This window comes from Klebsiella sp. BIGb0407, from assembly GCF_024807845.1.
Classification (GTDB): domain Bacteria; phylum Pseudomonadota; class Gammaproteobacteria; order Enterobacterales; family Enterobacteriaceae; genus JGM124.
Genome location: NZ_JANUEQ010000001.1, coordinates 105711 through 124448 on the forward strand (window position 1 = coordinate 105711; position 18738 = coordinate 124448).

20 protein-coding genes are annotated in these 18738 nt (G+C 47.6%); 12 read left to right on the forward strand and 8 right to left on the reverse strand.

The features are described from left to right. The first annotated feature begins 115 nt into the window (after positions 1-115). The 6 genes from M2387_RS00530 to spy all read left to right on the forward strand — a co-directional run bounded on the left by M2387_RS00530 (position 116) and on the right by spy (position 6890). Positions 116-1336 carry an aspartate aminotransferase family protein gene (locus tag M2387_RS00530; protein ID WP_259046544.1) on the forward strand — a complete coding sequence of 407 codons (1221 nt, stop codon included), beginning with the start codon at positions 116-118 and terminating at the stop codon, positions 1334-1336. Continuing rightward, positions 1333-2367 (forward strand): arginine N-succinyltransferase, encoded by a 1035-nt coding sequence (gene astA / locus M2387_RS00535; protein ID WP_259046545.1) that lies wholly within the window; start codon positions 1333-1335, stop codon positions 2365-2367. The genes M2387_RS00530 and astA overlap by 4 nt, the downstream gene beginning before the upstream one ends. Then, on the forward strand, positions 2364-3842 hold the full coding sequence (gene astD / locus M2387_RS00540; RefSeq protein WP_259046546.1) for a succinylglutamate-semialdehyde dehydrogenase: 1479 nt from the start codon (positions 2364-2366) through the stop codon (positions 3840-3842). The genes astA and astD overlap by 4 nt, the downstream gene beginning before the upstream one ends. Then, the gene (astB, locus tag M2387_RS00545) at positions 3839-5170 is read left to right on the forward strand and encodes an N-succinylarginine dihydrolase (protein ID WP_259046547.1); all 1332 of its coding nucleotides are present in this window, start codon (positions 3839-3841) and stop codon (positions 5168-5170) included. The genes astD and astB overlap by 4 nt, the downstream gene beginning before the upstream one ends. Positions 5171-5181: 11 nt before the next feature. After that, positions 5182-6147, forward strand: coding sequence for a succinylglutamate desuccinylase (gene astE / locus M2387_RS00550; RefSeq protein WP_259046548.1), 966 nt, complete (start codon positions 5182-5184; stop codon positions 6145-6147). Between the two features lie 257 nt (positions 6148-6404). After that, positions 6405-6890 (forward strand): ATP-independent periplasmic protein-refolding chaperone Spy, encoded by a 486-nt coding sequence (spy, locus tag M2387_RS00555; protein WP_259046549.1) that lies wholly within the window; start codon positions 6405-6407, stop codon positions 6888-6890. A 189-nt stretch (positions 6891-7079) separates the two neighbouring features. Here spy and M2387_RS00560 read toward each other — a convergent pair whose 3' ends face one another. After that, complete coding sequence (locus tag M2387_RS00560; protein WP_259048344.1) at positions 7080-7355, reverse strand: hypothetical protein; 276 nt, start codon at positions 7353-7355, stop codon at positions 7080-7082. On the opposite strand from M2387_RS00560, the gene ves reads away from it, so the two are divergent. Beyond that, positions 7243-7752: an environmental stress-induced protein Ves gene (gene ves, locus M2387_RS00565; protein WP_259048202.1), complete on the forward strand. Its 510-nt coding sequence runs from the start codon at positions 7243-7245 to the stop codon at positions 7750-7752. The genes M2387_RS00560 and ves overlap by 113 nt on opposite strands. A gap of 61 nt (positions 7753-7813) precedes the next feature. Here the strand turns inward: ves and M2387_RS00570 are convergent, their stop codons facing one another. The 3 genes from M2387_RS00570 to nadE all read right to left on the reverse strand — a co-directional run bounded on the left by M2387_RS00570 (position 7814) and on the right by nadE (position 10224). Beyond that, positions 7814-8359, reverse strand: coding sequence for a dihydrofolate reductase family protein (locus M2387_RS00570; RefSeq protein ID WP_259046550.1), 546 nt, complete (start codon positions 8357-8359; stop codon positions 7814-7816). A 75-nt stretch (positions 8360-8434) separates the two neighbouring features. Beyond that, on the reverse strand, positions 8435-9322 hold the full coding sequence (yddG, locus tag M2387_RS00575; protein ID WP_259046551.1) for an aromatic amino acid DMT transporter YddG: 888 nt from the start codon (positions 9320-9322) through the stop codon (positions 8435-8437). A gap of 74 nt (positions 9323-9396) precedes the next feature. Next, on the reverse strand, positions 9397-10224 hold the full coding sequence (nadE, locus tag M2387_RS00580) for an ammonia-dependent NAD(+) synthetase (RefSeq protein ID WP_259046552.1): 828 nt from the start codon (positions 10222-10224) through the stop codon (positions 9397-9399). A gap of 259 nt (positions 10225-10483) precedes the next feature. Here nadE and osmE point away from each other — a divergent pair, with 259 nt between their 5' ends. The 3 genes from osmE to M2387_RS00595 all read left to right on the forward strand — a co-directional run bounded on the left by osmE (position 10484) and on the right by M2387_RS00595 (position 12670). Next, the gene (gene osmE, locus M2387_RS00585; protein WP_259048203.1) at positions 10484-10822 is read left to right on the forward strand and encodes an osmotically-inducible lipoprotein OsmE; all 339 of its coding nucleotides are present in this window, start codon (positions 10484-10486) and stop codon (positions 10820-10822) included. 527 nt (positions 10823-11349) lie between these two features. Continuing rightward, positions 11350-11586 carry a cell division activator CedA gene (gene cedA, locus M2387_RS00590; protein WP_259046553.1) on the forward strand — a complete coding sequence of 79 codons (237 nt, stop codon included), beginning with the start codon at positions 11350-11352 and terminating at the stop codon, positions 11584-11586. A 304-nt stretch (positions 11587-11890) separates the two neighbouring features. Further along, the gene (locus M2387_RS00595) at positions 11891-12670 is read left to right on the forward strand and encodes an SGNH/GDSL hydrolase family protein (RefSeq protein ID WP_259046554.1); all 780 of its coding nucleotides are present in this window, start codon (positions 11891-11893) and stop codon (positions 12668-12670) included. Between the two features lie 81 nt (positions 12671-12751). On the opposite strand, the gene M2387_RS00600 is transcribed toward M2387_RS00595, so the two are convergent. From M2387_RS00600 to hxpB, 3 genes are all read right to left on the reverse strand, one after another. After that, entirely contained in the window at positions 12752-14143 is a 1392-nt protein-coding gene (locus M2387_RS00600) for an L-cystine transporter (RefSeq protein ID WP_259046555.1), read from the reverse strand. 284 nt (positions 14144-14427) lie between these two features. Next, on the reverse strand, positions 14428-15018 hold the full coding sequence (locus M2387_RS00605; RefSeq protein ID WP_259046556.1) for a metal-dependent hydrolase: 591 nt from the start codon (positions 15016-15018) through the stop codon (positions 14428-14430). A 116-nt stretch (positions 15019-15134) separates the two neighbouring features. Next, a complete protein-coding gene (hxpB, locus tag M2387_RS00610; RefSeq protein WP_259046557.1) occupies positions 15135-15803 on the reverse strand; it encodes a hexitol phosphatase HxpB in 669 nt (222 codons plus the stop codon). 165 nt (positions 15804-15968) lie between these two features. Between hxpB and M2387_RS00615 the strand changes: the two genes are divergently transcribed. Further along, positions 15969-16505, forward strand: a complete 537-nt coding sequence (locus tag M2387_RS00615; protein ID WP_259046558.1) for a YniB family protein — start codon at positions 15969-15971, stop codon at positions 16503-16505. A 3-nt stretch (positions 16506-16508) separates the two neighbouring features. On the opposite strand, the gene M2387_RS00620 is transcribed toward M2387_RS00615, so the two are convergent. Then, positions 16509-17369 carry a fructosamine kinase family protein gene (locus M2387_RS00620; RefSeq protein WP_259046559.1) on the reverse strand — a complete coding sequence of 287 codons (861 nt, stop codon included), beginning with the start codon at positions 17367-17369 and terminating at the stop codon, positions 16509-16511. A 449-nt stretch (positions 17370-17818) separates the two neighbouring features. Here M2387_RS00620 and M2387_RS00625 point away from each other — a divergent pair, with 449 nt between their 5' ends. Beyond that, positions 17819-18577, forward strand: a complete 759-nt coding sequence (locus tag M2387_RS00625; RefSeq protein WP_259046560.1) for a DUF481 domain-containing protein — start codon at positions 17819-17821, stop codon at positions 18575-18577. Positions 18578-18738: the final 161 nt, after the last annotated feature.

Sequence of the window (18738 nt, forward strand, 5' to 3'; positions counted from 1 at the left end):
CTCAATTTATGCATTTTTACCGCTGGTCGGCACAGATCCTGCAATCTACATTAGTAGCCAGTGAGTACATTTCATTAACACAAATTAAACTTTTCAGTTACTCGGTGAGGTCATTATGTCGCAGCCCATTACTCGTCAGGATTTTGATTCATTGATGATGCCCGTTTACGCGCCAGCCGCGTTTATTCCGGTACGTGGGGAGGGATCAAAACTGTGGGATCAGCAAGGTAAAGAATATATCGACTTTGCCGGAGGTATTGCGGTCAATGCCCTGGGTCATGCGCATCCGGCATTACGCGAGGCCCTGGAACAGCAGGCGAGTAAATTCTGGCATACCGGAAATGGTTATACCAATGAGCCAGTGCTGAGACTGGCGCGTCAACTGATCGATGCGACGTTTGCCGATAAGGTATTCTTTTGCAATTCTGGCGCGGAAGCTAACGAGGCGGCGCTCAAAGTTGCCCGTAAATATGCCCATGATAATTTTGGCCCGGATAAAAGCGGAATTGTGGCATTCAAAAATGCCTTCCATGGCCGGACTTTGTTTACCGTGACGGCGGGCGGTCAGCCCAGCTATTCACAAGACTTTGCTCCTTTACCACCTTGCATCAGCCATGGGGTTTATAACGATTTAGCGTCGGCTGCGGCACTGATTAACGATAACACCTGTGCGGTGATTGTTGAGCCAGTACAAGGTGAAGGCGGCGTTGTACCGGCTCAGGTTGAGTTTCTTCAAGGGCTGCGTGAACTCTGTGATAAGCATCAGGCCCTGTTGATTTTTGATGAAGTACAGACGGGGGTGGGACGTACCGGTGAGTTGTATGCCTATATGCACTACGGCGTAACGCCTGACTTATTGTCCACCGCAAAGGCGTTGGGCGGAGGTTTCCCGATTGGGGCTCTGCTGGCGCGGGAACAGTTTGCGAAGGTGATGACGCCGGGAACGCATGGCACCACTTATGGCGGTAATCCCTTGGCGAGTGCGGTCAGCAATCGGGTACTGGAACTGATCAATACCGCTGAGGTGCTGAATGGCGTGAAACAACGTCACAACTGGCTGGTTGAGCGTCTGGAACAGATAAACCAGCGTTATTCATTATTCAGTGAAATTCGTGGGCTGGGATTATTAATCGGCTGTGTATTGCGTGAAGAGTATCAGGGTAAAGCGAAGCAATTACTTCTGCTTGCTGCTGAAGAAGGCGCGATGGTGCTGATTGCCGGTGCCAGCGTTATTCGTTTTGCTCCTTCACTGATTATCAGTGAAGCAGAACTCCAGCAAGGACTTGCCCGATTTGAGCAAGCTTGCGAACGTTTTCTCGGGGAGGGCCTGTCATGATGGTGATTCGTCCGATTGAATATCATGACCTCGCGGCATTGCTCGCGATGGTTAAAAATACCGGGGGCGGGCTGACTTCTTTGCCCGCTGACGAAGCGACGCTGGCATCACGGATTGAAAGATCGGTCAAAACTTGGGAAGGTAGTTTGCCGCTGGCAGAACAAGGTTATGTCTTTGTACTGGAAGAGTCGGTGAGCGGTCAGATAGTCGGGATTTGTGCGATTGAAGTCGCGGTAGGCCTGAATGACCCTTGGTATAACTATCGGGTCGGGACTCAGGTTCATGCTTCGAAAGAGCTGAATATCTATAATGCGCTGCCGACTCTCTTTCTGAGTAATGATCATACGGGCAGCAGCGAGTTATGTTCCCTGTTTCTGGCACCTGAGTGGCGTAAAGAAGGAAACGGCTATCTGCTGTCTAAATCACGGTTTCTGTTTATGGCGGCATTTCGTGAGCGGTTTAATCACAAAGTGGTGGCCGAAATGCGTGGGGTTATCGACGAAAAAGGCTACTCGCCATTCTGGGAAAGTCTGGGAAACCGATTCTTTTCTATGGAATTTTCCCGGGCAGACTATTTGTGCGGTACCGGTAAAAAAGCCTTTATTGCTGAATTAATGCCAAAGCACCCGATCTATACCGATTTTCTCTCACCAGAAGCGCGGGCGGTCATTGGTCAGGTTCATCCCCACACTGCACCCGCGCGCAGCGTGCTGGAATCTGAGGGTTTTCGTTATCGCGATTATATCGATATTTTTGATGGCGGGCCGACACTTGAATGCGATTTGGACCGCGTGCGGGCAATTCGCAAAAGTCAGCTTCAGACGCTGGCTATTGGCCTGCCTGATGAGACAAAACAGCCGCTCTGCCTGGTGGCCAATGAAAACTATCACCAGTTCCGCACCATGCTAGTGCATGCCGATCCGCATGCTGAGGTTCTGACAGTGGATGCTGCCACCGCCGACGCATTGAAATGCGAAGATGGCAGCAAAGTACGCGTGGTGCGTTTGCATCCGGAGGAGAAAGTAGCATGAGCAATTTTATCAATGGCATCTGGGTGAACGGACAAGGTGAAACCTTACTAAAACAGAATCCGGTTTCAGGTGACGTGCTGTGGCAAGGGGCTGCCGCGGATGAAGAACAGGTTACGGAAGCTTGTCGCGCTGCACGTAAGGCTTTTGCTGGCTGGGCAAAGCGTAGTTTTAGCGAACGCCAGGGGATTATTGAACGCTATGCCACTCTGCTGGAAGCACACAAAGAACGGCTGACCGAGGTGATTGCTTCCGAGACCAGCAAACCTCGCTGGGAAGCAGCCACTGAAATCACGGCAATGATCAATAAAATTGCCATCTCGATTAAGGCTTATCATGCCCGTACGGGTGAGACGCATAACCCTATGCCTGATGGTGCCGCAACCTTGCGCCATCGTCCCCATGGTGTATTAGCCGTTTTTGGTCCCTATAATTTTCCCGGCCACCTCCCTAACGGACACATTGTCCCGGGACTCCTGGCGGGCAATACCCTTGTTTTCAAACCGAGCGAATTGACCCCGTTAATCGGTGAAGAGGTGATGAAACTATGGCAGCAGGCCGGCATACCTGACGGGGTGCTTAACTTAGTACAAGGGGGCGCGAGTACTGGACGTAGCCTGGCTCAGCAACCTGAGCTGGATGGCCTGTTGTTTACCGGGAGTGCTTCCACCGGTTATCAGTTACATCGTCAGTTTGCTGGCCAGCCGGAGAAAATTCTGGCTCTGGAAATGGGCGGTAATAACCCGTTAATCGTTGATGACCCTGCAGATATCGACGGCGCGGTACATGTCGCTATTCAGTCGGCTTTTATTACCGCCGGACAACGCTGTACCTGTGCCCGACGCCTGCTGGTGAAAGAGGGGGCGCAAGGTGATGCATTTATTCGTCGACTGGTTGACGTCGCAGCACGGATACAGCCCGGTGAATGGGATGCCAGTCCGCAGCCTTTTATGGGCGGCTTAATTACTCCCTTTGCTGCAGAACAGGTCCTTGTTGCCTGGAAGGCACATTTAGCCCGCGGCGGTAAGGCATTACTGGAACCGAAGCTGATGAAGGCAGGAAGCTCGCTATTGTCGCCGGGAATAATTGAATTAACCGATGCGGTCTCAGTTCCGGATGAAGAGGTCTTTGGGCCACTGCTGACTGTTTATCGGTATAGCGAATTTGATGAGGCGATTCGCCTGGCGAATAGCACGCGTTACGGTCTGGCGTGCGGTCTGATTTCACCTGAGCGTGAAAAATTCGAACAATTACTGCTGGAAGCTCGGGCCGGGATTGTTAACTGGAATAAACCGTTAACGGGTGCTGCGAGTACCGCACCCTTTGGTGGTACAGGCGCTTCAGGTAATCACCGGGCCAGTGCCTGGTATGCGGCCGACTATTGTGCCTGGCCGATGGCAAGTCTTGAGAGTCCGCATTTTGCCCTGCCTGCGACGCTGAGCCCCGGGCTTGATTTTAGCGGTGAGGATTCAGTATGAAAAAAGCGCGAGAAGCTAACTTTGACGGGCTGGTCGGGCTGACTCACCATTATGCTGGCCTGTCTTTTGGTAACGAAGCCTCGACCCAGCATAAGCATCAGGTTTCTAATCCAAGATTAGCTGCCCGACAGGGGCTGGCAAAAATGAAAGCGCTGGCAGATGCAGGCTACCCGCAAGGCGTGATCCCCCCCCAGGAGCGCCCGAATATCGCGCTGCTGCGCCAGATAGGGTTTAGTGGTACCGACGCTCAGGTGCTGGAGAAGGCGGCGAAGCGGGCACCACAGTTACTGTCGGCTGCAAGCTCTGCCTCTTCAATGTGGGTGGCCAACGCCGCCACGGTTGCCCCATCCGCGGATACACTGGATGGCAAAGTGCATCTGACCGTTGCTAATCTCAATAATAAGTTTCACCGAGCCAGCGAGGCACCAACCACTGAGTGCCTGTTAAGCGGGATTTTTCGTGACCCTGAGTATTTTGCGGTGCACGAAGCTTTACCCCAGGTGGCCTTATTTGGTGACGAAGGTGCCGCTAACCATAATCGGCTGGCGACAGAATATGGTGATGCCGGGCTACAGTTATTTGTCTATGGTCGGGAAGACGCCAGGCCAGAGCAGGGGCCTCAGCGCTATCCGGCCAGACAAACGCTGGAAGCGAGTCATGCAGTGGCCAGGTTAAATCAGGTACGGCCAGAACAGGCTCTCTTTGTTCAGCAAAATCCGGCGGTGATTGACCAGGGCGTCTTTCACAATGACGTTATTGCCGTGACAAATCGCAATGTCTTGTTTTGTCACCAGCACGCGTTTTTACACCAGGATGCGCTCTACGCTCAACTGCGCGAAAGAGTGCCTGGTTTTATGCCGATAGAAGTGCCTGACGATCGGGTTTCAGTGGCGGATGCGGTCAATACTTATCTGTTTAATAGCCAGTTGCTTAGCCAGGAGAATGGCAGTATGACATTAGTACTGCCCGAAGAGTCACGTCAGCATCCTGGTGTCTGGCGTTATCTGAATCAGCTCTGTGAAGCGGATAACCCGATTGAGGCGTTACAGGTTTTCTCGTTACAAGAGAGTATGGCGAATGGTGGTGGCCCGGCCTGCCTGCGTTTGCGGGTGGTGCTCAATGACGCTGAATTAGCGGCGGTGAATCCGGCAGTGATGATGAATGATCATTTGTTTAGCAAACTGAATACCTGGGTTGACCGCTGGTATCGTGACAGGCTCACACTGGCTGATTTAGCCGATCCTCTATTACTGCGTGAGGGGCATGATGCCCTGGACGAACTCACGCAGTTACTGAATCTCGGTGCCGTTTATCCTTTTCAGCAATAACAGGGAGTCGTATGGGAAATTTTCTAACCCAGACGCTAGCGGGTGGCATGCCACCCGTCACCAGCGGGAGTAACCTTCAGGGGACATGGCAGTGGTGGGATGAAGGTATTCTGACTTTTACTCCACGGCAAAAGTCAGACCAGGCTTTACTCTTGTCGGCAGGAATTCATGGGAATGAAACGGCACCCGTGGAGCTATTGATGCCATGGGTGGATGACTTGCTGGCGGGAAAAGTGCCGGTTGCCTGGCGTCTGATGGTGATATTAGGTAATCCGGCGGCATTAGCCGCGCAAAAACGTTACCTTCAAAGCGATCTTAATCGGATGTTTGGCGGCCGCTGGCAGTCATTTCCTGACAGTCCGGAGACTCAGCGTGCGCTATTGCTTGAACAGGCTGTGACGCGTTTCTGGGATGAAGGTGATGAGTCTCGCCGCTGGCATCTGGATATGCATACGGCTATTCGTGAGTCATACCATCCACGTTTTGGAGTGCTCCCTTTCCGGGAGATGCCTTATGAGGCCGATTTTCTCAACTGGTTAGGCGACGCTGGGCTTGAGGCATTAGTGTTTCACCAGCAGCCCGCGGGAACGTTCAGCCATTTTACCAGCGAGTATTTTAAGGCCAGTAGCTGTACGCTGGAATTGGGAAAGGCTCGGCGTTTTGGTGAAAATGAGCTGGAAAAATTTGCCACCACCAAAGAGGCATTGTATGCATTACTCGCCGGGGTAACCGCCACTCAAACGCACACCCCACCCCAGTATTATCGCGTCTCTCAGCAAATCACTCGTACTTCAGAGCGTTTTATTTTGCATATGTCTGATGATACGCGAAACTTTACTGCCTTCACGCGCGGCACCTGTCTGGCAGAAGATGGTATAACTCAGAGCATCGTACAAAAAGAGACTGAGTACGTACTATTTCCTAATCCTGGTGTTGCCCTGGGGCTGCGAGCGGGCTTAATGCTTGAGAAAATTTAAGGTCAATAATGATACGAGATAACCTCTAAGTAAGATAAGATAGAGGTTGTTTACCACCTTATTTTGCTCCTTTATCGGTGTTTTGTTGCAATTAACCGCCCGTTAATTCTTATTCCCTTCACAATCCGCGCACATTTCATTTTCTGCTTTCAATGATTTACCCGCGCCGCCATCCCATTGACTTTTCAGTCGATAGAATAGAACTCGATTAGCGGCTATGGTGCCGTACAGGTAAATGAATAAAGAAGGATAATACTATGCGTAAAATTACAGCTCTCTTTGTGGCATCTACTCTGGCGTTAGGCGCAGTTAATCTGGCTCATGCGGCAGAAGCTACGCCAGCAGATAACGCTAAAATTGATGCTCCAGCTAAGCATCATAAAGGTGGGCGTGATGGTGAACATGGCAACATGTTTAAAGGTCTGAATCTCACTGATGCACAAAAACAACAAATCCGTACCATCATGCAAGAAAAGCATGGTCAGATGAAGGGGAACTGGCAGCAAGATAAGCGCGGAATGCATGACTTAGTGGCCAGCGACAGCTTCGATAAAGCCAAAGCTCAGGAGCAGGTCGATAAAATGGCTGAAAATTACAAAGTACGTATGCTATCGCATCTGGAAAATCAGAATAAAATCTACAATATTCTGACCCCGGAACAAAAAAAGCAGTTTAATGACAAATTTGAGAAGCGTCTTACAGAACGTTCCGGACACCAGGATAAAATGGCGGCCAATCGCTAATACCCGATAATCTCTAAGACCGTCAGCTCTGTCCACGATGCCGATTCTTGCAGTGGACAGTGCTGGCGGTTTTTTTCTGCCTTTTTTCTTGTCTGCTGCCTCATCTGCATAGTCACCCTCACTATTGTACATTAGTAATTGTTAACAACCAGGTATCTCCCTTTGCCAATATCTGGCAATATGCATCCGTTAGTTTTTTAATGATAAAAATAATAACGGCATGGCATCGTCGCTGACGGTCATAATTAAAATCTCACGCCTGCCGATAACAAAAGTAATCATCTTTTGCACTAAAGTTTGTTCACCAGGAGTGATGATGGATTTTTTTGACCTACGCAAAGTACCGGTCAATCTGTGGCGGAATGGCGCTGGAGAAACCCGAGAAATTTGCTGTTTTCCACCTGCAGCCCGAGACTTTAACTGGCGGGCCAGTATAGCCTCCATTGCCAGCAGTGGGGATTTCACGGTTATACCCCAGGTTGACAGGGTAGTCACCATGCTGGAAGGCAGCGAGGTTGTTCTTGATGGCGGAGCGGCATTTCGTCATACGCTTAAACGACATCAGCCTTTTGCCTTTGCTGGAGAACAGCCGGTGAAAGCGGAGCTGAGTAGCGGAATGTCTCTCGATTTTAATATTATGACCCGGCGAGACAGGTGCCATGCTCGTGTCAGAGTCGCCGACAGAACTTTTAAAACATCGGCAGCACGTGGTGGCGTTATTTTTGTCTTGAGCGGTGAATGGCAGCTGGGAGATAAACTGTTAGGTCAGGATCAGGGCGCATGGTGGGGTGAAGGCAGCCATACTTTACGTTTACTGAAAAGTGAGGGACAGTTACTGTTTAATGAAATAACCTATTTATAGTCAAAGCTATTCCGTGCTGACAGTGAAGAGATTTCTCTTCACTGTTATATTATCTCAGGGTTTATTGCCGAGTAGGCAGCAGGTTTATGACGTTCTCCGTGGCGCCGTTGCTTAACACCCGTGATGAATGGGGTAAGGTGCTGATTGTCTGTTTTACCGGGAGAATTTCTATACCCTGACCCAAAAAGACCGGAATAGTGGTAATAAAAAGCTGTTGTAACTCTCCCGCATCGGCAAACCAGGCCGCCGTTTTCCCGCCACCTACCAGCCAGACATCTTTTCCTTTTGCCGCCAGTCTGGCACGCTCTGCGACAGCTCCGGCATCATCTGTTATTTGCGTAATATTTAAATCTTCAGGGATAATCAAAGCGTGACTGCTGATAACAAAAGCAGGAATCTGGCTATAGGGCCAGTGATGGGCCGAATGGGTCATAATCCAGCGATAGGTTTCAGCTCCCATCACCACCGCGCCAATCGTCTGATAGAACGTCTCATAAGGGGTGGCATCTTCGGCTTGCGGAAAATTTTCCAGCCAGTCTAACTGGTGGTCTGTCGTCGCAATATAACCATCCTGAGAAGCTGCAACATAATAGATAATTTTTGACATAGGTATTCCTGGTATCGTTGTTGTTACTGTGTTTTTATACAGTATAACCATTTTCAGGAAAAGAAACAGGGCCTGTCATCGACAATGTCGCGTTGCCAGCCAGCAAATTAAGGATCCCGCTACCACCATAATGACGCCTTGCCAGAAGGGGAAACCCGGGCGCAAGCCGAGCCATAAACTGGCAAGCAGAGCAGAGCTTACTGGCGTGAAGTAGGATGCGGTGGCCAGTAACGTCATATTTCCCGCCTGTATCCCCCGATTCCATACCGAATAAGCAACGGCAGTAGAAATGCCCATAAACAGCAGTTGCAAGGTGGGTGCGAGCGAAAAGCCGATAGCAGGCTGACTGGTGAGGGCGTATTTTGCCCATAGTACGACGGCAGTGGCACAGAAAAACAGACTTACACCGCTCTTACCTTCGCTAAAGCGGCGTGTCAGATTACAGTACAGGGCCCAGGTAATGGCCGCGGTAAATGCCAGTCCATAGGGGAGTGGATTGCTTTCAATATTGTGCCACATGGCGGAGAGTGAACCGCCACCGCTCTCCTGCATGACCAGAAATACACCACCCAGAGTCAGCATCAGTCCTGGCCATAACCAGAAGCTACAGCGCTGACCATTGATAAACAGTGACATGACGATTGTCAGGCAGGGCCAGAGATAATTGATTAAACCGAGTTCGAGTGACTGCGCGCGTGTTTCTGCCAGGCCAATAGCCAGTGCAAAGCAAATCTCATAACTGACGAATAAAATACCGGCGGAAAATAAATATCGCCGTGGCAGTTCTCTGATTTTAGGTAAACCCTGGGACAGGCATAGACTGATTGCACTGACGGTATAAATCAGTGCTGCACCACCGGTGGCACCAAAATGTTCGCTGATACTGCGTAACAGGCCAACGGAGGTGCTCCACAGTATGATGGCGACCAAACCAATAGCCGTGGCCCGAGAGGATGGACTCATAAATATCTCTGATAAAACAATACTGTAGCACTTAACGTGCACAGGGCAGAGCTAACTGCCCTGTGCAGGGACCGCTATTTTTTCCAAAAATCATCGAATACTGTTATCGGTAAACGACGTTTGTGTTCCGTTTTTAAGTACCAATTTTCAATGGTTTTTTGCGTTGCTTCATCCAGCGTTTTGCCTTCGAGATAATCATCTATTTGCTGATAGGTGACACCGAGAGCAACCTCATCAGGCAGTGAAGGGCGGTCATCTTCAAGATCGGCCGTCGGAGTTTTTAGATACAAATGCTCCGGGCAACCCAGGGCTTTCAGTAGTATCTTTCCCTGCCGTTTATTTAGACGGAACAGCGGATTAATATCGGTACCACCATCACCATATTTAGTATAAAAACCGGTGAGCGCTTCTGCTGCATGGTCAGTTCCTACCACCACGCCTTGGGTCATACTGGCAATGCTATATTGTACTTTCATGCGTTCGCGCGCTTTTTCATTACCGCGCACAAAATCACTGACTTCAATACCTGCATCACGCAATGCTTGTTCACTGGCCTGTACTGCCGCTTTAATATTGACCGTTAATACACGGTCAGGCTTAATAAATTGGATAGCATCCTGGCAGTCTTTCTCGTCAGCCTGGACACCGAAGGGCAGGCGTACCGCAATAAACTGATAGCGATTATCATTGGTTTCAGCGCGCAGTTCACTGATGGCTATCTGGCAAAGTTTACCGGTGAGAGTTGAATCCTGACCACCACTGATACCCAGTACCAGTGATTTGATAAACGGGTAGGTTGCCAGATAAGATTTTAAGAAATTAACGCTCAGACGAATTTCCTGGGCGCTGTCAATTTCTGGCTTAACACCTAATGCCTGAATGATTGCCTGCTGCAGACTCATTGATACCTCCGGTTACGGACTACCTGCGATGTGCAAGTATAACCCCTTGAACAATAAAACTACCTGTTTGCTATTGAAACGACAAGTCGCAAGCAGCAGCTGTGGCATAAGCCTGACAATTTTTTGATATTTTGGCTAAAAATGTCGCACCACAGACATAATTTAGAATCAAAATTGCCAAATAGTTGAAAAAAAGCCATTTCTATTCCAGGCTTGTCAGTGAGATGTATCTATAAGACCAACAGACTAAGGACATATGATGAACAAGAAATTTGCTGCTTTGATCGGAAGTGCTGCGCTTATCAGCCTGCTGGCAGGTTGTACTGCCTACGATCGTACCAAAGACTTGGTCACTGAGCCGGTGGTCAAGGATGTTAAAAAGGGAATGAGTCGCGACCAGGTGATGCAACTGGCAGGAAAACCTTCTTCAGAAGTCTCGATGATTCATGCTAAAGGGACCTGTCAGACTTATATTCTTGGTCAGCGTAATGGCAAAATCGATACCTATTTCGTTGCTCTGAACGATACAGGTCATGTGATGAATTCGGGTTATCAAACCTGCGCGGAATATGACACCGATCCACAAGCAAAAAAATAATCCGCTAATACCCTCTATCGGCCATCTTCCGGATGGCCGTTTTTCATATGTGTAACACCTATTTAATCGACCTGCCATTAACAAAATAGTGGGTAAGTTCCTTCGAACACATCGGATAGTCTTTATTAAAGACTCGATTGATCACTTCTTTGACTCCGTACTCCGCCAGAATTTCCCGAAGTCACCAAAAAGGTCTGGAACTCTGATGATTCTGATACGTATATTGGGAAGGGATTACTTAAGAATATATTCAATTCGACCTTTTAAATAGAACTTGTCTGATTTTTTACTAATCAGCTTGTTGGTGTTGTGGTTTAGGGCTAATTCCTTCATGTTGCTACCCCTATTTTTTGCCATTATGTTCATGTCCACATTTTGTTTTAATCTTAACCTTTTTGTAAATCAGGCAGGAGAAATCCAGGGACTGGCACCGTTCATCCGCACTCTGAGCGTTATAGCAACATGCAAATTGAATTAATTAGGGTATAGTACAAGTGTTTCCTAAACTCACTGAACCCATGTTACTTATGAAACCACTACGTCAAGCGAGTTCGCGTCCTGTCATTAGCTATAAACCGCGTGTTGAACCAGCGCCTCCGGTGCATGCCCGGCGGGTGGAAGGGTATCAGGATGTCTATCAGTTACAGAAGCAGTATGTGGCTTTTGTCTTACTGGGTGATGTTTTTCAGCAATCACCGGTATTTACTCAGCCCGAGTCGGCGCAGCGCTGGGCTAACCAGACTCGACAAAATAACGATACTTGACAGGCCATCGGAGTTAGCAGGAACGTGAGTTACTACGGTTCCTGATTTTATATATTATGTTCTCAGTCAGGGAATGATTTGTAATAATTCACTCCTCTTTCTTTACCATATTAACTTGGCACTGGTTCCCTGCATTTATTTAAGCTCAATTACTGGGCGATGTAGAGCTCATTTCTGTTAATGATTAAAAATAGCGCTTTTAGCAAGTAATATCAGACTGATTATTTTATGCTGAATTCAGTGAGATGTTATGGATGATATTATAGGTTTTTATCCGAAGTGTTATTTATAAAGGAGCATCACTATGTCATTTAATGTTGGAAATGGTTTGCTCACCGCACATATCAGTTATGAAAGACTACATGATATAAAAAATAACGAATTTCTGCCGGAGATGACCCTGTGGGAAAAAATAAAAGATTTTTTCTTTTCCACTCATCAAAAAGCCGCGTATGAATGTGTTCATAAGCTTTATCATCGAGATGATTTTAATATGTCCGAACAGGATGTTCGGGAAACTTTTATTAACCTCAGGCAGCTCGCATCGCCAGGTTGTAAAAATAAATTTATTATAGACAGCAACATCTATAAGGACGTCTATAAAATAGATTCTGAGGTGATTTTATCCTGTCCTAACCCGAATCTGCACGAACATAGAATCTGGTCTGATACCGATGATGAGGACGATGATGACATTTTGCAAAATGATAATAATGAACAACCGACTGCATCAGAAATATCGTTATTGCAGCAAAGAAAGATATCTGCACCAGAAAGGGATTTTTTATTAGTAGATAATGTAGATGTTCAAAATTTCAAAATATTAAAATCGAAAATTGAAGAGACCATTCGTACAATTGGTGTTTTTAAAATTATCGATTCAGGTGGTTATTCAAAATTATTTGAGGCACTAGATATAAGTAATCGGATAATTAAAAACCTTCATGAGCCGAATAATAACAGACAGGCTTTTTACAACAATATAGATGCTTTGCTAAAAATTTCTGAAGGGTTGAATTTAGTGGCGCCAGATATTACCAGAATGCCAGAGTTCACTGCTATTCAAAGTAGCTTTGCTGGGTAATACCTGTCAGTACCATTATGGACGCCCTGTCAGATAATTTACCGACAGGGCGAGATAGTTTTCAGCTATTAATAACGTCTGTTAACGTTGAATCAGTTCGGCGTCATCTTCACTGTTCAGTACTGACTTATCAGTTTGCTTCATCAGTTGACTGGTGACAGTACCAGCAGTCATTGATCCGCTCACGTTAAGTGCAGTTCTTCCCATATCAATTAATGGCTCAACTGAAATCAGCAGCGCAACCAGCGTCACAGGCAGGCCCATAGCAGGCAAGACAATCAGTGCTGCAAAGGTCGCACCGCCGCCGACACCGGCAACACCGGCAGAACTAATAGTGACAATACCGACCAGCGTCGCAATCCACAGAGGATCAAACGGGTTGATACCAACAGTCGGAGCAACCATGACTGCCAGCATAGCAGGATACAGGCCAGCACAACCGTTTTGGCCAATGGTCGCACCGAAAGATGCCGAGAAACTGGCTATAGACTCTGGAATACCTAAGCGACGAGTCTGGGTTTCAACGTTTAACGGGATACTGGCAGCGCTGGAACGGCTGGTAAAGGCAAATGCCAGTACCGGGCCTGCTTTGCGGAAGAATTTCAGCGGACTTACACCGGTGAACGCCAGCAGTACGCCATGAACCACAAACATGATTCCCAGCCCGATATAAGACGCCACTACAAAGCTACCGAGCTTAATAATGTCATCGATATTAGAGCTTGCGACAACTTTAGTCATTAATGCCATTACACCATAAGGTGTCAGTTGCATAACCAGACGAACCAGCTTCATCACCCAGCTTTGAATCACTTCAATCGCCATCAGGGCTCGCTCGCCTTTTGGCGCATCATCTTTTAACAAACGAAGAGCTGCAACACCCAGGAAGGCGGCAAAGATGACGACACTGATAATTGAAGTTGGATTAGCCCCAGTCAGATCGGCAAACGGGTTTTTAGGTACAAATGACAGAATCAATTGCGGTAACGACAGGTCGGATACTTTCGCAATATAACTCGACTCTATTGTTGCCAGACGCGCGTTTTCAGCAGTACCCTGGACCAGTCCTTCAGCTGTCAGACCAAACATATTGGTCACCAGCACCCCAACAAGTGCGGCTATCATCGTGGTAAAAAGCAGGGTTCCAATGGTCAGAAAACTGATTTTACCCAGCGATGAAGCATTATGCAGCTTTGCTACCGCACTCAAAATAGAGGCGAAGACTAATGGCATAATGATCATTTGCAGTAACTGAACATAGCCGTTACCGACAATATTAAACCATTGAATAGATTCTTTTAGAATCGGATTGCCAGCACCGTAAACGGTATGCAAGCCAAGACCAAACAGTACCCCGAGCGCCAGGCCTGCAAGAACTTTCTTTGCCAGGCTCCACTGTTTTTTACGCGTTTGCGCAAGCAACAATAGCAATACTACGAACACAACAATGTTCGCTATCAGTGGAACGTTCATCCCATATCTCCTTAATTATTATTATCCCGAATACATCAAGTCACCTGCTGGTGACTCGAGATCTTTGGGATGTATCCGTCATATTTCGAGTTACCCGGGCATTAGTGTCGTAAAACACGTCAAATAACCGTGTTTTTCAGTGCTTAATGGCACGTCTTACAGCGAGCTCGAATTATTCCGAATAGATACAACAAAATATCATGTTGCATATATTATCAGAAGGTGATGAACGACTATATAATCAAAAGAAATTGATTATACTTAAAGGTAATAACGCGGTGCGTTTATTGCTCACGTTGATGATGTAGCAAGCCATTAAAAGTGGTTTGTAGCGAGTTAATCATTTGTGATGACCAGCGTACGACATGGTTTTCTGGCAAAGTATGTGGCATCCAGACGGCAAATCCAAATAATGCCATACAGAGTACGCGTTCGAGCTGGTTACCTTTTTGTGGCCTGATAACGGGGAACCGAAAACGCCAGCGGCAAGGCCAGAGCAAAGGGACACCGGCAGGCGTGAGCATATCGGCGATGATATGACTGATATAACCCAGAACCATGCCCTGGAGTGCATCAGCCGGGATAACCCAGTCATTCGGTACTTGCAGAGAAAATAGGGCCAGACCAATAAATACCGCCAGCAAACTGTGGGTAAATCCGCGATGCCCGAACATCCGGGCAACAGGTTTAGAAATCCATTTTAAGCGCTGGCCGAGAAACGATTTAGGATGATCGATATCGGGTAGCAGGCAAGTCAGAATGGCTGACGGAACAATATGCCACCAGTCCCCATTAGCCAGGACCGGCGTTAACTCCGCATTTTTAGCAAATACTGCAAGCGAAATAGAAAAAAGCAGATGGCCTTCCGCCGTCATAATGCACCCGAATAAGAACTGTCAATTCGTCCAGTATAGGGTTTTTATACAGTATGCGAAAGAGGTGACGCTGTAACATTTAATCAGAATGAGGGTGGTTTGCACCACCCACAGTATCAGCCAGTCAAATTGCTGGCGGTGAGCTGTTCCAGAGAGCTGATTTTAACCTCTGCCAGGCCCCAGCGTGGGTCTGAAAGGCTTTCAACCAGCGGCACCACAATAGAGCGCATACGTGCAGCTTTACTGGCAACCATGCCTGTCACAGAATCTTCCAGTGCCACACAGTTAACCGGGGAAATATTCAGTTGAGCAGCCGCATTCAGATAGACCTGAGGATGTGGCTTGCTATAGGGCAGATGCTCTGCCGAAGCGAGTGTGTCGAAGTACTCGCGCAGTTCGAAAATTTCCAGTACTTTTTCCAGCATGGCTAAAGGTGATGCGGAAGCGAGGCCAATTTTCAGTCCCCGAGCCTTGCACAGTATCAGAGCTTCTCGTACGCCAGGCTTCAGTGGGCGCTGTTGTTCGACTAACTCAATAACACGTTTAATCACACTGGCTGTCACCTCTGCACAAGAGGGGCCTGCCCACGGCATCAAGTTAAACCACAAATCCACCACCACATCGATACGTACGCCGAGGGTTTCGGGAAGTTCATGGTGCCTTGAGGTGTCCACTCCTATAGAGGAGAGAATTTCGTGCTCAGCCTGTTCCCAGAGTGGTTCAGAATCAATTAACAGACCATCCATATCAAAAATCGCCGCATGGATCTGGTGCGTACTTGCCATTAGAGACCTCCCTTAGTCCATATTAATCACGGGTTCGTTAACTTCAGACCCCAGACAATACAGGACAATGGCTCTTTTGCGAATTTAAGCTGTAAAGCCCGGGCGAAAAGAGGATATACAGGGTAGACTTTAGCCGACATGTTACGTCTTAAATAAGGGGAGTTCATGACGTATCAACAAGCTGGACGTATTGCTTTACTAAAACGCATCGCCGGCTGGGTGATTTTTATCCCGGCGTTGCTATCTACTTTTATCTCTGTGCTGAAGTTTATGTATGCGTACAGCGAGAAACAAGTCGGTATTAATGCGGTGATGCTGGACTTTATTCATGTCATGATCGAGATGGTGCGTTTCAATACGCCTTTCCTGAACCTGTTCTGGGATAATTCACCGCAGGCAGATTTTCTGCAACAGGCAAACATTACGTTCTGGATTATTTTTGCTCTTATATTTATTGGTCTGGCGTTAAAAGACTCAGGTGCAAGAATGTCACGGCAGGTAAAATATATACGGGAAAGTCTTCAGGATCAGCTGATTATTGAAAAGGCCAAAGGCGAAGAGGGACTTAGCAAACAGCAACTGAATGCTAAAATTAATGTCCCGCATCACACGTTTCTGGTTCAGGTTTTCCCGCTATATATTCTGCCGGTGATTGTGCTGGCAGTCGGTTATCTGTTTTTCCGACTACTGGGCTTTGTTTAACCGCTAACGGGACAGCACTTGTTCCAGAGCATGATCTGCTACCGGAATATGTTCCCTGCCAAACACGACAGCCCGATTAATCAGGGTATAAAGCTGGTAAATCGGCTGTCGCTCAATAAATCCGGATGGTAGAGGCGCTATTGACTGGTAACCATCATAAATGTGCGGTGGCTGTTCCGGATGCAAGGGCAGCATGGCTAAATCGCACTCCCGGTCCCCCCAGTAGCAGGCGGGATCATAGATAAAAGGGCCGTCAGGTCCCAGCGCGCAGTTATCAGCCCACAAATCACCATGTAATAGCGACGGCTGTGGCTGGTGTGCGGCCAGAGCCTGCTGAACAGTGTCAACAATCGTATCGATATTTCCGAACTTAATCCCTTTTTCTGCCGCTATCTCGAGTTGCCAGCCAATACGTTGCTCAGCAAAAAAAGTAGACCAGCGGCGCTGCCAGAGATTAGGTTGTAATGTCGTAGACAGCGCATTATCGAAGTCCAGGCCAAATTGCGGCTGGTCACTCCATTGATGGAGTCGTGCCAGATGTTGTCCGAGTAAATAGGCATTGTGCAAATCTAAAGGTCTGGCAGGGAGGTACTCCAGTAGCAGGAAACTATTATCCCGGTCAGCTCCTGTCGCCCAGACGGCGGGGACTCTGACGGTATTCGTGCGTGCTAGCAGCGCCAGTTGATCGGCTTCGGCAATAAATAACGGTAACATCTCATGGTTATCACTTTTGACAAAAATCTCATGTTCACCGTAGTAGAGATGCCATGCCTGGTGACTCTGGCCACCAGGCACCTGCGTCGGTGCTGAGATTTCGGCTTCACCTAACTGCTCGCTTAACAAACGACGAATAGTTTGCCACATATTGAATTCCTCTGCGGGTGACCGGATTATCAATAGATTATCGCGCTTAGTGGTGACTAACCGCGACATCACGCACAGTTACCAGGATTTTTATAGTCATGCGATTTCTCCGCGATGACTGCCTTTTGATATCAAGAATAGTTCATTCTGAAACAAGCAGGAGGTAAACCCCTGTTATTTGTGTGTCTGCTCCTACAGGTTATGGGATGCGTTATGGTGATAAAATCCATATGTTTTATAATGTTATGCGGAAAGGTCTGATTTTTTTATCATTATGAAAATAAACACTTTTTATTTTACACTTGGCTAGAAAATGTTATTAAGATCTCATTGCTAAGTTTACGGGGCTTTTTTATAATTCACCTCCTTCCAAGGGGCATATTCTCTAGCCCTTGTGAAATAGGCCGAATACTTGCGGTTATCTTTTTTTGTGTTGTACGGATTAATAAATGAAGCTTTTAAAGACAGTACCGGTAGCACTCCTCCTGGCTGGAGGATCGTTTGTAAGTCATTCTGTTTGGGCAGATGATTCGGTGTTCACTGTCATGGATGACCCCGCTACAGCCAAGACAGACTTCGGCGGTAACCTTAACGCAGGCTATACTGCTCAGTCAGGGAACACCAAAAGCTCGACGCTGACTGCAAATACCAATATGACCTGGTACCAGCAGGTAACAGCATGGTCACTGTGGGGCAGCGCAAGTAATACTTCCTCTAACGATGTACGTTCTTCCGAAAAATATTCTGCCGGTGGTCGTGGTCGTTACAATCTGTCTGATAGTAACTATGTTTTTGGCCAGGCAAGCTGGTTGACCGATCGCTTCAATGGTTATCATGCCCGCGATATCTTTACCGCTGGTTATGGTCGTCAGGTATTGGCAGGGCCTGTACAGTTCCTGCGTCTGGAAGCCGGTCCTGGTGTACGCTATGACGAATATGTCGACGGTGGTCATAAAACGCAGGCTTTAGGCTATGCGTCTGCCATCTATAACTGGCAATTCACAGATAATGCTAAATTTACTCAGGGCGTATCGTTCTTTGGTTCTGAAGACAGCACCGTGAATACTGAAACCTCAGTTGATGTAGCCATCAATGAGAATTTCGGTCTGAAACTCGGTTACTACGTGACGTGGAACTCTGAGCCACCAGCATCAGCGCCTAACCGTACTGATAAGCGTACCCAGATTACGCTTGGTTATAAGCTCTAGTCATGAAAAGCCGGATAATCATCCGGCTTATTTTTTGTCCATCTTAAACTAATTGTTACTTTGGTTAACTCGTCTCCGGCTATGTTCTGCAAAGGTTATTTATTGTCAGTTGATCCTCGCCTTTATTTACATCTCACTAACGAACGCAGTAAATTTGAGTC

Coding starts and splice junctions, on each gene's coding strand:
- M2387_RS00530 (WP_259046544.1), top strand. CDS start 116: ATGTCGCAGCCCATTACTCGTCAGGATTTTGATTCATTGATGATGCCC.
- astA (WP_259046545.1), top strand. CDS start 1,333: ATGATGGTGATTCGTCCGATTGAATATCATGACCTCGCGGCATTGCTC.
- astD (WP_259046546.1), top strand. CDS start 2,364: ATGAGCAATTTTATCAATGGCATCTGGGTGAACGGACAAGGTGAAACC.
- astB (WP_259046547.1), top strand. CDS start 3,839: ATGAAAAAAGCGCGAGAAGCTAACTTTGACGGGCTGGTCGGGCTGACT.
- astE (WP_259046548.1), top strand. CDS start 5,182: ATGGGAAATTTTCTAACCCAGACGCTAGCGGGTGGCATGCCACCCGTC.
- spy (WP_259046549.1), top strand. CDS start 6,405: ATGCGTAAAATTACAGCTCTCTTTGTGGCATCTACTCTGGCGTTAGGC.
- M2387_RS00570 (WP_259046550.1), bottom strand. CDS start 8,359: ATGTCAAAAATTATCTATTATGTTGCAGCTTCTCAGGATGGTTATATT.
- yddG (WP_259046551.1), bottom strand. CDS start 9,322: ATGAGTCCATCCTCTCGGGCCACGGCTATTGGTTTGGTCGCCATCATA.
- nadE (WP_259046552.1), bottom strand. CDS start 10,224: ATGAGTCTGCAGCAGGCAATCATTCAGGCATTAGGTGTTAAGCCAGAA.
- osmE (WP_259048203.1), top strand. CDS start 10,484: ATGAACAAGAAATTTGCTGCTTTGATCGGAAGTGCTGCGCTTATCAGC.
- cedA (WP_259046553.1), top strand. CDS start 11,350: ATGAAACCACTACGTCAAGCGAGTTCGCGTCCTGTCATTAGCTATAAA.
- M2387_RS00595 (WP_259046554.1), top strand. CDS start 11,891: ATGTCATTTAATGTTGGAAATGGTTTGCTCACCGCACATATCAGTTAT.
- M2387_RS00600 (WP_259046555.1), bottom strand. CDS start 14,143: ATGAACGTTCCACTGATAGCGAACATTGTTGTGTTCGTAGTATTGCTA.
- M2387_RS00605 (WP_259046556.1), bottom strand. CDS start 15,018: ATGACGGCGGAAGGCCATCTGCTTTTTTCTATTTCGCTTGCAGTATTT.
- hxpB (WP_259046557.1), bottom strand. CDS start 15,803: ATGGCAAGTACGCACCAGATCCATGCGGCGATTTTTGATATGGATGGT.
- M2387_RS00615 (WP_259046558.1), top strand. CDS start 15,969: ATGACGTATCAACAAGCTGGACGTATTGCTTTACTAAAACGCATCGCC.
- M2387_RS00620 (WP_259046559.1), bottom strand. CDS start 17,369: ATGTGGCAAACTATTCGTCGTTTGTTAAGCGAGCAGTTAGGTGAAGCC.
- M2387_RS00625 (WP_259046560.1), top strand. CDS start 17,819: ATGAAGCTTTTAAAGACAGTACCGGTAGCACTCCTCCTGGCTGGAGGA.